Here is a 12,423-nt window from a genome sequence, read left to right on the forward strand (position 1 = left end):
CGATGGCAGCGGGCGGGAAGCCCTCGACGGCAGTGATCGCGATTCTCGCGGTCCTCTGCCTGATACTGTTCGCATGGACTTATCTCGGCTTCGTTCTTCCGTTCCGCGCCGCAGCCGCTGGACGCGACATGCTCGACGCCCGCCTGGCCGGTTACAGAAGCGGCGAGGTCTATGAGATGCTGCACTATTTGCGCGGCCATCCCGATGCCGCCGCCATTCAGCATTCGCTCTATCTCGGTCCGGGACTGATCTTTCCGGCAGCGGTGGCAGCCCTGCTTTTCCTGCTCATGCAACGGGTGGAGCCCGGCGGCTTCTTTTTCGGGCGGCCGATTCCGCCGGGCGCCGTTGCCGTCATCTTTCTATTGCCGGTGCTTTACGGGCTGGTGGACTACGCGGAAAACGTGGCGGGACTGCTGCTTTACCCGCCGGCCACCGCGTCCATCGGAACTATCGCGTTCCTCTCGAGTATGCTCCCCATCCTTGTGCGGCTGAAGTTCTTGCTGCTGGTCATCATCGTCATCATGCTGGCCCGTTTCGCAATGTTTCGTCATCTCTCCCGTGGTGGCTCCGACGAGACCTGAAGTGCTTGCGTCCCGGCAACTCACTGGCGGCTCCTGATATTTTCCTCTACTGCTCCCGATCATTACCGCAGCAAGGGAGTGCCCTATGACAGGTTATGAGATGTTCTGGCCAATGATCGCCCATGTGGCGCTGGTCTTCATGCTCTATGGCCTGCTTGGCATCCGTCGTGCCGCCGTCGTGAAGGCGGGCAAGATTGCCCAATCCGCCTTTCGCGAGAACCGTGACGAGCCCACTGAAAGCCTTGTGGTCCGTCACTCTCTTGCCAATCAGACCGAACTGCCGGTTTTCTTCCACATCTGCTGCATTCTTCTCTACATCACCGAGGCCGACAATCTTGCGGCTGTCGTTCTTGCCTGGCTCTTCGTCATCTCGCGCTATCTTCATGCCTATGTGCATGTGACGAACAATCAGCTTCGGTATCGCAGTCCGCTCTTTGCCGCCGGCTATGTTCTTCTCGGCATGATGTGGGCTTGGCTTGTCCTGTGGATGGCAACCAGCTGATCGCTTTCTGGTTGTCGGTAACGCACTTGTGTTCCTGCGTTACTGCCCGCTGACCTATTCTGTGATTCCGATCTTGATTGGCAGGACGGACAGGGAGGTTCGCCATGGATAAGCCCGTAATTACGCAGGCTATGATCAATGCCTATGACGAATACACGCATTTGACGCTGGACCGGCGCAGCTTCATGGACAAACTGACGAAACTTGCAGGCTCGGCGAGTGCTGCCGCTGTCATTGTCCCGATGCTTGCTGCCAACAAGGCGGCAGCCCAGATGGTTGCTGAGGACGACAACAGGCTCACTGCGCAGGATGTCACCTATCCGGGCAGCAGCGGCGAGATGAAAGGCTATCTCGTTCAGCCGAAAGATGCCTCCGGCAAGCTCGGCGGCGTCATCGTGATCCATGAAAATCGCGGTCTCAATCCGCATATCCGCGACGTCGCTCGCCGCATGGCGCTCGAAGGGTTTGTCGCGCTCGCGCCTGACTTCCTCTCGCCGCAGGGCGGCACGCCGGAGAACGACGATCAGGCGCGCGACATGTTCGCCAAGCTCGATCCAGCCGTTACCGTGGCCAATGCGGAAGCGAGTGTTGTCTATCTCTCGAAGGTAGAAGCCACAAACGGCAATGTCGGCGCCATCGGCTTCTGCTGGGGCGGCGGCCTGGTCAACAGCCTCGCAACCAAGTCGCCGGAACTGAAAGCGGCCGTGGCCTATTATGGCGCGCAGCCGCCGGCCTCGGATGTGCCGAACATCAAGGCGGCGTTGATGCTGCACTATGCCGGCCTGGATGACCGCATCAATGCGGGGATCGATGCGTACAAGAAGGCCCTGCAGGATAACGGCAAGAGTTTCGAGATCTTCGTCTATGAGGGCGCCAACCACGCCTTCAATAACGATACCTCCGCGGCACGCTACGACAAGAAAGCTGCCGATCTCGCCTGGCAGCGGACGGTCGAGTTCCTGAAGAAAAATCTCGCCTGATATCAGGCCAAAGCAATAGTCTGAAGCCTGTCGCTTGAATCTCTTTTCATGCCACAGGCTTTGACTCATGCGGTGCGACGGCGATGATCGCCTTTGCCAACGCATCCATATCCTTGCTGCGGTGATGGCTACGCCGCCATGCGAGCCCGATTTGGCGCGACGGCTGCGGTTCGGCGAAAGGCAGGATCCGGATGGCATTCCGGCTGGTTTCAGTGGGAATGGCCATTTCCGGGATCAGAGTCATCCCCATGTCGTGGGAGACCATCTGTAAAAGCGTCGCCATCGACGTTGCGCCGAAATTGACAAGGCTGCGCTTGCCCGCACTGCAGACGGCAAGCGCCTGATCGCGCAGGCAGTGTCCCTCCTCGAGGAGAAGCAGCCGATCGACATTGACCTCGTTTTCCGTCAGCGGCGACATCAGCACCTCATCACCGTTCTCGGCGACTGCCATAAAGAAGCGGTCGGTCATAAGCGGACGGGTCTCAATGCCTTCTGCTTCGAGCGGCAGCGCGGCGATGACGGCATCGAGCCTGCCATCGGAGAGATCGGCAATCAGCCGATCGGTCACGGCTTCCCTCAGTTCGATTTCCACGGACGGATAATGAACCCTGAGGTATGGGATGAATTGCGGCACGAGATAGGGCGCGACCGTGGGGATAATCCCGATCCGCACAAGCCCTTCGAGGGGGCCGCCATCCTTGCGTGCCGCCTGTTCCAGCCGGTCGACCTCTTGCAGGATAGCGCGGATATGCGTGAGCACCTTCTCGCCCGTCCGTGTCAGGATCGTCTGCGCACGGGCGCGCTCGACGAGTTTGGCGCCGAGATAGTCCTCCATCTCCATGATCTGCGCGGAAAGGGCGGGCTGGCTGATGTGAACGAGTTCGGCGGCGCGACCGAAATGGCGGGTTGTGGCGAGCGCTTCGAAATAGCGCATCTGGCGGAGCGTAAGCATGATAAGTTTTTCCAATCGGACAGCAAGAAATATACGGTTGGAAATTATCGCCGGTCAATGGAAAAGGCTGCGTACCATTCAGATCGCGATCACCTATAGTCCCTTCCAAGGCAGCCTTCGGTTACGAACCGGATAAGATCAGCGCTGCTGCCGAATAGTTCGAGCGCAAGGTTTCGGCAATTTGGAATCCTACGGCCCCCGATTGCTTGTCGTGCCAGTCCGTTAAAATGCCACATGTTGTCTTTACGCGGGATGAACTCGCTCATGTCATATCGGGTCCGTTCCGGTTTGAAACATGTCCGGTTCGCTCAGCATTAAAGACAATTGGGAACACTATGGGCGCCGATAGTTTGAGCCGCATCAAGCTTCGTAGAGAGCCGAAGCAGGAACGCAGCATTCAGCGGCTCGACACGATCCTGTCGACCGCCGCGAAATTGATTGCCAGCAAAGGCGTCGGCGGCATGAAGATGACGGAGCTCGCGATGGCGGCGGGTGTGCCGATCGGTTCGGTCTATCAATACTTCCCTGAAAAGGCTGCCATCATCAAAGCCCTCTTTGATCGCCATGCCTCCGCCATCCAGTCCAAAACCGCACAGACATTCGCCGCCGTCGAATCGCTCGAGGAAGCGCTCGATCTGACATGCGCGATGATCGACTGGTATTATGAAGCCTATCGCGGCGATCCGACCTACCTCGGCGTCTGGATGGGCACCGAAACGGACCAGGATCTGCTGCGCCTCAATATCCAGCATAGCAATCGGGTCGCTGAGATATTCCAGCACGCCATCAAGCATCTCTGGCCGGAACGGGGCACCGTGGATCTGGAAGCCAGGACGCACCTCTTCAGCCATTTGATCGGAGCCTCGATCCGGCTGGCTGTCCTGAGTGACGACGATCTTGCCCGGCGTATGCTGGCGGAATGGAAGAGAGTCATCCGCAAGACCCTGTTCGCTCCCGTCATTCTGCCGGTGGCGTAAGCGGCGTCCTACGCCCGGAGCGCCGCGTGCCTATGAGAGCGCAAAGGACGGTTGCTCTTTAATTCCAGAGCATTCTGCATCCAAGTGGAGCCCACCTGGACACAGATTGCTTTAGGCTTACCAGCCCGGCAGCATATGTCCGGCCCGCAACCGAGGGTAATAGCGTGGATAGGTCTTCACATCCGCGTCGAGATCGTCGTCAACCGCTGCCGGCGTGATGTTGTCCAGACATGCGGTAATATGCGCGGTGATTGCGTTCATCAGCGATATCGAGACGCCGGGACGTTTCATGATGCCGATCTGAACCGGGGGCAGGGCCGGGAACCCGTCGGCCTGAGTGAGCACTTTCATTCCTGTGCGCAGGGCCGATTCGGGCATGACGGAGACGGCCATGCCCGCCAGGACCGCAGCCGCCACCACGGTGCACGACCAACTGGTGAACAGGATCTGATACTCTCTTCCGACGGCGTCGAGCGCCGAACAGGCGAGCTGCCGCCACTGGCAATCCCTTCGGCCGACCGCAAGCGGAACCGGGGCATCGTCCCTGAGCGGATGGTTCGCGGAGCTTACCCAGCACAGCGGCTCCGTCCGCACCACGTCGGACATGCGCTCACGCGGATTGTGCGTCACAAGCGCGATGTCGAGCTCGCCGCGCTGTATGCGTTCGGCCAGATCCACCGAAGGCTCGCAGACGATATAGAGCTCGACGTTCGGATGCGTCTTGGCGAAGCGACCGATGATCTCCGGCATGTAGCGGTCGGCATAGTCGTCCGGCGTGCCGATGCGCAACGTGCCTTCCAGCCGGTTGTCATCGAAAGCGGCGATTGCCTCGTTGTTGAGGCGGATGATGCGGCGCGCGTAGTTCAGGAGCTTTTCACCCTCGACCGTCAGCCGGTTGCCGCGTCCATCCTTGATGAAAAGCTGTTTGCCGATGCGCTCTTCCAGCCGTCGCATCTGCATGGAGACCGCCGATTGCGTCTTGAACACACGGTCGGCCGCCTTGGTGAAGCTGCCGGAATCAACGATGGCGATAAAGGTCTGCAACTGGTCAATATCGAGAGGCGTCGACATGGATCACCTATGAAAAGTGTTGATGATAATCATTAGAAACATTCGTTGGACTGATCAATAGGGCTTTGGCATCCTCCCAATGTAAATCAGCACAATCAACCGGACAGAACACTTTCTGTCCACTCCGGTTCGGCCTTGCTCCTCTCCAGAAGACCTCCTGGGAGGAGAGGGGCTGTTGCGCGCCTGAACGAAAGGAAACGCCAATGCGCACGACAGAACGGATTATCGAACTCGATCTCGCTCGCTCCGCGCCGACGCTGACAATGCGTCTCGTGCAGGGCCTGATGAAGGTTGCATCCGTCTGGCGCGTGTTCCGCAACCGCTCGGAACTCAATCGGCTGCACGAGCTTGACGATAATCAACTGAAGGACATCGGGCTGACGCGTACGGATCTCGTTTCCGCACTGCTTGAGTCGACGTTTTTCGAAGACCCGTCGTCCTATCTGACGAAGTCGGCGCGTGACCGCTCGCGCCTTGTCCACTTCCATTCGATCAAACGTGATCGATGACCACTTTTCCCCGCAGGGTGATAGCCAATAGCCCTGCCGCTTGCCCGACGACCGGCCCTGCCGTCGCCGGGCTTTTTTATGCGTTTCGATCAAAAGCCGGAATGGGATGTTCCCCGAAAACCGGGCACATTTTTCGGCATCATTTGAGCTAGGCCGTGATGCTGGCGATCTTGGCGAAACCGAGAAAGTGTGCGGCGAGTTTGTCGTATCGCGTTGTTATGCGACGCCACTGGTTCAGCCTGGTGAAGAAGCCCTCGAGCGACAGTCTTCCGACGTCAGTCAGGCTGATAGGTCGCAGCTGCCGGGCAGGGACGATCCATCCAAAAGCTCCGCCGCACGCTGCCTTCTTCCGAGCCGCCTCCTCGATGCTTTGTGGGCCTCGATAATTTCATGAAGGTTGCTGCTTAAAGCAGCACGGTGAGCCAGCCAGGCAAGGCTTTCGAACGGCTGGAGATCAAGCGGCCGATCGACAGCGAACCAGCACTTGAACTGGCGAGAACGATCATGCCGCCGGCGATTGCCAGATCCTTCTCGAAATGCAGCAATTCGTTCTGGTTGGAAAGGTTGGTGTGGAAAAACAGGGCGGTCGCCAGGCAGAAGAGAGCCAGGGCGATGGCGCCGAGCCGGGCAAATAGGCCTGCCGCAATCGACAGGGCAGCGCCGAGCTGAAGCGCGATGACGGCGAGCGTCACCGGCGCAGGCAGTCCGAGTTTTGCAAACTCGCCATGGCTACAGAAAGGTCGGCCGCGAGCGACAGGCCCTCATGCAGAAAGACCAGAGACAGCAGCACCCTGCCGAGGAGAAGAGCGAGATCGGCGGGGTGCGGTCGGCCCGCTATCTTGTCCATCATATCCTCCTTTTGGTAGGGAGCGGGCGTTCTCGTCGCCCGCTCCCTTGCACCGCCTGTCCTCAGTTGCCGGTCCTGGCGGCGATCGCCTTCTGCAGGTCTTGCAGCTCCTCACAGCCAGCAGGGCAAAGCTGCTTCAGTGTGGCCACCTGCTCCTCGGCCTTGGCCATATCGCCGGTTTCGACATAGAGTTCGCCAAGATATTCACGCGCCGCCTTGTGATCGGGTTGCAGTTCCAGCGCCTTGGTGTAGTAGGTCAGTGACGTGCGGTAGTCGCCGGTCTTGCGTAGCGTGAAGCCCATCAGATTATAGACGTCCGCCTGCTGGTTATCCTCGGCGAGATCGCGGAGTTCGGCCAGCGCGCCGGCATAGTCCTTGGCGTCGATCTTCGCTCGAACCGAAGTCAGGTCTGGTGCATCGGTCGATTCCATATTGTCGACGGCAAAGGCCGGCAGCGTGGAGATCGCGGTAAAGCCGGCGGATGCAGCGCAAAGACCGATGAAGCCTAGAATGGCGTATTTCTTGATTGTGATCATGATCGTCTCCTTGGAAGTTCTCAGGCCTGGCTTGTCGGAGTGAAGGCATAGGCATTCCCGTCCTTGACGAAGGTACCCGAGCCGGGGAAGGGGAAGTGCGAGCCGCAGATCGCGATATTGTCGGCGATGACACGGTCGATCAGGCGCCGGCGCGTGCCGACGGCCATCGGCCCGTCCTGGTCGTAGCTGCCTTGCCATTCGGGATGCGGTGCGAGCAACGCCGGCACATACATGATGTCGGCGGAGACGAGCAGCTGCTTGCTGCCTGACGTGACCAGATAGGTCGAATGGCCAGGTGTATGGCCGGGCGCGGCGAGAAGCTGCATGCCAGGGGCGACTTCCGCGCCATCGTCGACCATCCTCCAGTTCTTCCATTTCGGAAAGACTTCGGCGATGCGCTTGCCGGCCGCCTTTCGGCCTTCCGCGAGCTTGTCAACACGGCCGGGCGCGGTCCACCAGTTATATTCATCCGCATTGACGATGAGCTCGGCATCCGGAAAAACAGGGTTGTTGGTGCCCTTTTCCGTCAGCCCCCAGACATGGTCGGGATGGAAATGCGAGATCATGATTGTATTGATCTTCTTGTAGTCAATGCCGGCGGCGGCCATGTTGGCTGGCAGATGCGTCGCGTTTTCCTGCCATTGGCCGACGCCGGAGCCGGCATCCATCATGATCAGGCGGTTGCCGAGCTTCAGCACGACGACGGTCAGCGGGATCGGCATGAACTCGGCGGTGAGGCCGGCCTTCGATAGCGCCTCCTTGGTATCCTCGATCGAGGCATTCTTGATGAAGGCCGGATCGTGCGGCTTCTTCCAGATGCCGTCGTAGATTGCGGTGACCTCGATATCGCCGACCTTGTATCTGTAGAAGCCGACCGTCGGTTCCAGCGGCGTTGCCGCGAGCGCCGGCATGACGAATTCGAGCTTCGATGACAGGCCGAATGCGGCAGCAGCGGTGGCCGAACCCAGAACCGCGCGGCGTGACATGGTGAACATGAATATGCCTCCTCTTATTGATGGCATTTCCTGAAAGCGAGGGCGCCGTTTGGCTGATTGCCCCCACTGACGAACTAGATCGAAGGCGGATAGCGCTTATTCCCAAGGTCATGCGTCATTTTTCTAAGGAATTGGAATAGATCGCTTATTTCGGTTGACTTGTTGCCGCGGACTTGGCGACGCAAGTAAATCTGCTGCGTTCCGGAATGAAAGGCGACGCCGATCGGTCTGGATGGAAGGAGGCCGTATTCCGCATTTCAATGAGCCGGTCTCATGTCCGCTCGCGGCAAGCCTATTCCTGTTTGCGATACGCCGTCGCAGACGCTCGTTCTGCAGGACGAGATACTGGCGAGCCACATCCGCTCGATGATGGCCAATCACCTGACCGACGTGCTGACCTCCGACCAGCATACGGTCAAGCCGTGGTTCAACTGCAAGATCGATTTCTCTCCGCCGGTGGCGGATCTCGCGAAGGATGATTTCCCGCTGGTGGGCGGGCGTGTCGACTATCTCGGCGGACGCGCAGTCGCAGCGCTTGTCTATCGCCGCAACGGCCATATCATCAACCTCTTCATCTGGCCGTCGAGCTCGGCGGCGCAGACAGCGGCAGTGCACGACGGTTACAACATGGAGCAATGGTCCAATGACGGGCTGGTCTTCTGGGCGATCTCGGACGTCGCGCCCAGCGAGCTCGTCAGGTTTAAGGAAGTCTTTCGCGGCGCGGCAAATGGCTGACGGGACCGCTGCCGCAAAAGAAAGGGCTGGCGCGAGCGTTCGTGGGCCGGCCTTCGGTTTTTCAGCGGGGAAGGCTCAAGGTGAGAACTTCTTCCGAGACTTCGAAGTTCGAATAGCCGTCCTGGACGTCATCCAGCGAGGCGAAGCGTATCCGGCCTCGGTGATTAGTGATTGGGTTGCAGATGCTGGATTACGTCCGCATTTGCTGTCTACGTCTGCATTCCTCATCTAAAGCCTGTCGCATAAACGTAGGTTCACGCGACAGGCTTTGGTCGTCACTACAGTCTAGCTAGAAGCAGGTGGCTGGGGTGGCTGCTTTGTGGCGCTCTTCAGATAGCTGTCGAGGATCGCCTCCATGCTTTTCTGGTAGCTCCTCTGCACTTCTAGGCCACTGTCGAACATCGAGTTTAGCATGGCGGTATAGTTTGCCATGTCCAGGCCGGCCTGCGGCTTGAGCGGCTCCTTCGGCGCGGGCTGGGCCGCAAAATTCCCCATCATGTCCTGAAAGGCCTTCACGAAAGGATTGTCCATGAATGGATTTGTGGCGGAGGCCTGCGTCTGCTCGGGCTTTTGCGAACCGAACATGAGCTGCATTGCCTGCGTGAAGGGATTATCGAAGATGCTCGGCTCGGGTGCGGCCTTCGGCTTTGGCGCAAAACCGGTGCTCTCGAGCCATTTCTGGATTGTTTCGCCCATTGCCGTATTGACGAAGGGATTGACCGGAGTTGTCATCTGCCCCGTCGTCTGTTTGAAGAGCCCGCCCATCAGCGTGTCGGCAATGACCGGCAGCATCCTCTTGTAGGTTTCCTGAGCGATCCCAGTTATCTGAGCGGCTTGTGCGGCGACCGCCTTCGAGACTTCCTTAGAGCCGAAAAGCTGCGCCAGGATGGCATTGCCGTCGGCGATGCCTTCCGGCGTGAAAGCCTTGCCCATGTCCTCGAAATATTTGGCGTAGTTACCGGAGGCAACGGATTGCATCAGGCCCATGAAATCATAAGGGTTGCTCGTGCTGCGCTTCAGGCCCGACGAGAACGCCGGCATGAGCGCGGCCATGGCCTTGGTCGCCTGCTCCTGGGCGAGGTTGAACTGCTTCGCCATGGCATCCATGGCAGCGCCGTTCTGCGCCTGCATCATCATGTCGAAAAGTGGCAGCATCAAAGTCCCTTTCCCCAGAGCATCGGACGTTTCACTGGACCCGCAAAGGACGCTCTAACACTTTGAATGGGCGCACAATCCTGTTCGTGATTTCGGATTATACGCTAGAATCGCAAGGCGATGAATCCATTGCCACTATAGCTGGAAATAGGAATGCGCAAACCGGTTTTTGCCGCTAACGACGGCACGGACACTGCCGTCGTTCGAGGAATTCAATACTGATATTCTTCGAAGACGGGCTCGACCGAGCCGTTCCATCTGCCGTGATAGAGCATCAGCAGATCGTCGGCGAGCGTCGCCTTCTTGGCGAGCACTTCCTCGAGCGGCGCGAGAAAGACTGTTTCGTCCTGCCCTTCACCATTCAGCCTTGCCCGAGCCTTCAAGCCACGGCGGGAAATATCGACCACCTCCCGAGCGATATTGTGGAGGCTCTGTCCCTTGAATTCGGCCTTCAGCCCTCGGGCGGGCACGGCATCGCGCAATGCGTTGACCTCGGCGAAGGTCCAGGCTTTCGTCAGATCGTCGGCCGCTTCCAGTGCCGCATCGTCGTAAAGCAGGCCGACCCAGAAGGCCGGCAAGGCGCAGATGCGCCGCCACGGCCCGCCATCGGCGCCGCGCATTTCGAGGAAGCGCTTCAGCCGAACATCGGGAAAGAGCGTCGAGAGATGGTTGGTCCAGTCGCCCATGGTCGGTTCCCAGGCGGCGATCTCTCCCTTCAGCGCGCCGTTCAAGAACTGGCGGAAGGTGATATGCGTACAGTCGTGGTAGCGGTTGTCGCGAACGATGAAGTACATCGGCACGTCAAGCGCCCACTGGGTGTAGTCGGCAAAACTGAAATCGTTCCTGAAAGTGAAATCGAGCAATCCTGCGCGCCGGTTGTCCGTATCGCGCCAGATATCGCCGCGCCAGGAGACGAGGCCGTTCGGCTTGCCTTCGGTGAAGGGCGACGAGGCGAAGAGAGCGGTCGCCAGCGACTGCAGCTTCATCGAAACCCGCATCTTGCGGCGCATGTCTTCTTCGGAGGAGAAATCGAGGTTTACCTGAATCGTACAGGTCCGGTACATCATGTCCAGACCCTTGCTGCCGACCTTAGGCATGTAGCGCGTCATGATGTCATAGCGCGATTTCGGCATGTGCGGCGTTTCGGCATAGCTCCACTTCGGACTGCCTCCGATACCGAGGAAACGGATGCCGAGAGGCTCTGCGATTTCTCGCAGTGTCGCCAGATGCTGGTTCGATTCTTTGCAGGTCTCATGGATCGTTTCGAGCGGTGCGCCGGAAAGTTCGAATTGACCGCCGGGCTCGATCGAGATCGCTCCCATGCCACTGGGTTCGGCAAGGCCGATGATATTGCCGGCATCGACGATCGGATCCCAGCCGAGTTTCGCGCGCATGCCCTCGAGCAGCGCCGAAATGCTGGCCTCACCGAAATAGGGCACCGGACTGTTATCGGCGCGGAAGAAGGGAAATTTCTCATGCTCCGTCCCGATGCGGAACCGCTCCTTCGGTTTGGCGCCGGCAACGAGATATTCCGTCAGTTCGTTGACCGAAGAGAGCGGCGTCTGGTCGGTGGTGTCGCGTGCCATGCATCTACCTGTATTCGGGAAGGGGCCTGCAGGAACAGGCCGATTGGAAGCGTGATTAGGACCGGAATGATGTCCGGTGCAAGTGAAATTCTTTCAACGACACTTCAAAAAAATAACAGCTATTCTAACGTGCCTGTTCCTCAGAGCGAATTCCAGTCGCCGACCGCTGCCTGGATGACGGCCATGGCTGCGACAGCGGCCGTATCCGCCCGCAGAATCCGGGGTCCGAGCGGAATGGCCGTCACGAAATCGAGGCTGCGCAGACGATTGCGTTCCTCCTCGGAGAAGCCGCCCTCAGGCCCCACCAGCAGGGCAAGGTGCTTCTCTTTGACGCGCGCGAGGAGCGGCAAGGGATTCTGTCCCGCATCGCCTTCGTCGCAATAGATGATGCGGCGATCCTTCGGCCAGCGATCGAGAAGGTCGGAGAGCCTGACCGGCTCGGTAACGGCGGGAATGTCGAGAATGCCGCATTGCTCCGCCGCTTCGATGACATTGGCCTTGAGCCTGTCGAGATTGGCGATCCTGCCCTGTACATGCTGCGTCATCACGGGCTGCAATAGGCCTGCCCCCATTTCGACCGCTTTCTGCACGAGATAATCCATGCGACCGACCTTCAGCGGTGCAAAGAGATAGTGCAGGTCGGAGGGAGCGGGCTGGGGGCGGGTCTGCTCCAACGCCGTCAGGAGGAGGCGCTTGCGGGAAGGAAAGGAAAGACGAGCCTTCCATTCGCCGTCACGGCCGTTGAAGATCAGGATCTCCGACCCGTCTGCCATGCGCAGCACGTTTGCAAGATAGTTGAACTGATCGGCATTGGCCTCGATGCCGCTGCCTTGCCCAATGGCGGCCTCCAGGAAAAGTCGTTGCATGCGGAAATTGGCGCGCATCTCTACTCCCGAGCACGTCCGGTCGGACATGCAATTCCGAAAAATCGTTTCCTGAAGCCGGATGACCTCAGGTCGAATTGACCTGAAATCTGAATCCGCCTCTAAATCAAAAA

General features: G+C 59.0%; 12 protein-coding genes and 2 pseudogenes. 6 read left to right on the plus strand and 8 right to left on the minus strand.

Annotated features, from left to right (window positions below; all coding sequences use genetic code 11):
• The first annotated feature begins 2 nt into the window (after positions 1-2).
• The 3 genes from AAE029_RS18125 (at position 3) to AAE029_RS18135 (ending at position 2,063) form a co-directional block, all read left to right on the plus strand.
• Positions 3-581 (plus strand): hypothetical protein, encoded by a 579-nt coding sequence (locus tag AAE029_RS18125; protein ID WP_371074265.1) that lies wholly within the window; start codon positions 3-5, stop codon positions 579-581.
• An 85-nt stretch (positions 582-666) separates the two neighbouring features.
• Complete coding sequence (locus AAE029_RS18130; RefSeq protein ID WP_371074266.1) at positions 667-1,083, plus strand: MAPEG family protein; 417 nt, start codon at positions 667-669, stop codon at positions 1,081-1,083.
• Between the two features lie 104 nt (positions 1,084-1,187).
• Positions 1,188-2,063, plus strand: coding sequence for a dienelactone hydrolase family protein (locus AAE029_RS18135; protein ID WP_371074267.1), 876 nt, complete (start codon positions 1,188-1,190; stop codon positions 2,061-2,063).
• A gap of 46 nt (positions 2,064-2,109) precedes the next feature.
• Here AAE029_RS18135 and AAE029_RS18140 read toward each other — a convergent pair whose 3' ends face one another.
• A complete protein-coding gene (locus tag AAE029_RS18140) occupies positions 2,110-3,015 on the minus strand; it encodes a LysR substrate-binding domain-containing protein (protein ID WP_371074268.1) in 906 nt (301 codons plus the stop codon).
• Between the two features lie 335 nt (positions 3,016-3,350).
• On the opposite strand from AAE029_RS18140, the gene AAE029_RS18145 reads away from it, so the two are divergent.
• Positions 3,351-3,992, plus strand: a complete 642-nt coding sequence (locus AAE029_RS18145; RefSeq protein WP_371074269.1) for a TetR/AcrR family transcriptional regulator — start codon at positions 3,351-3,353, stop codon at positions 3,990-3,992.
• Between the two features lie 117 nt (positions 3,993-4,109).
• On the opposite strand, the gene AAE029_RS18150 is transcribed toward AAE029_RS18145, so the two are convergent.
• Positions 4,110-5,063, minus strand: coding sequence for a LysR substrate-binding domain-containing protein (locus AAE029_RS18150; protein WP_371074270.1), 954 nt, complete (start codon positions 5,061-5,063; stop codon positions 4,110-4,112).
• Positions 5,064-5,266: 203 nt separating this feature from the next.
• On the opposite strand from AAE029_RS18150, the gene AAE029_RS18155 reads away from it, so the two are divergent.
• Positions 5,267-5,572 carry a DUF1127 domain-containing protein gene (locus AAE029_RS18155; protein WP_371074271.1) on the plus strand — a complete coding sequence of 102 codons (306 nt, stop codon included), beginning with the start codon at positions 5,267-5,269 and terminating at the stop codon, positions 5,570-5,572.
• A gap of 404 nt (positions 5,573-5,976) precedes the next feature.
• Here the strand turns inward: AAE029_RS18155 and AAE029_RS18160 are convergent.
• The 3 genes and pseudogenes from AAE029_RS18160 to AAE029_RS18170 all read right to left on the minus strand — a co-directional run bounded on the left by AAE029_RS18160 (position 5,977) and on the right by AAE029_RS18170 (position 7,950).
• Positions 5,977-6,419 (minus strand): annotated as a pseudogene (locus AAE029_RS18160) (DoxX family protein).
• A 62-nt stretch (positions 6,420-6,481) separates the two neighbouring features.
• On the minus strand, positions 6,482-6,946 hold the full coding sequence (locus tag AAE029_RS18165) for a tetratricopeptide repeat protein (RefSeq protein WP_371074456.1): 465 nt from the start codon (positions 6,944-6,946) through the stop codon (positions 6,482-6,484).
• 29 nt (positions 6,947-6,975) lie between these two features.
• Positions 6,976-7,950, minus strand: coding sequence for an MBL fold metallo-hydrolase (locus AAE029_RS18170; RefSeq protein ID WP_371074272.1), 975 nt, complete (start codon positions 7,948-7,950; stop codon positions 6,976-6,978).
• A 265-nt stretch (positions 7,951-8,215) separates the two neighbouring features.
• Here AAE029_RS18170 and AAE029_RS18175 point away from each other — a divergent pair.
• Positions 8,216-8,685: pseudogene (locus AAE029_RS18175) on the plus strand (anti-sigma factor); the annotation flags it as partial.
• A 285-nt stretch (positions 8,686-8,970) separates the two neighbouring features.
• Here the strand turns inward: AAE029_RS18175 and AAE029_RS18180 are convergent.
• The 3 genes from AAE029_RS18180 to AAE029_RS18190 all read right to left on the minus strand — a co-directional run bounded on the left by AAE029_RS18180 (position 8,971) and on the right by AAE029_RS18190 (position 12,310).
• Entirely contained in the window at positions 8,971-9,840 is an 870-nt protein-coding gene (locus AAE029_RS18180; RefSeq protein ID WP_371074273.1) for a DUF937 domain-containing protein, read from the minus strand.
• A 212-nt stretch (positions 9,841-10,052) separates the two neighbouring features.
• Complete coding sequence (locus AAE029_RS18185; RefSeq protein WP_371074274.1) at positions 10,053-11,426, minus strand: glutamate--cysteine ligase; 1,374 nt, start codon at positions 11,424-11,426, stop codon at positions 10,053-10,055.
• 140 nt (positions 11,427-11,566) lie between these two features.
• Positions 11,567-12,310 carry a 16S rRNA (uracil(1498)-N(3))-methyltransferase gene (locus tag AAE029_RS18190; RefSeq protein WP_371074275.1) on the minus strand — a complete coding sequence of 248 codons (744 nt, stop codon included), beginning with the start codon at positions 12,308-12,310 and terminating at the stop codon, positions 11,567-11,569.
• Between the last annotated feature and the right edge of the window lie 113 nt (positions 12,311-12,423).

The sequence above is a fragment of the Sinorhizobium sp. CB7 genome (genome assembly GCF_041357635.1).
Lineage (GTDB): Bacteria > Pseudomonadota > Alphaproteobacteria > Rhizobiales > Rhizobiaceae > Rhizobium.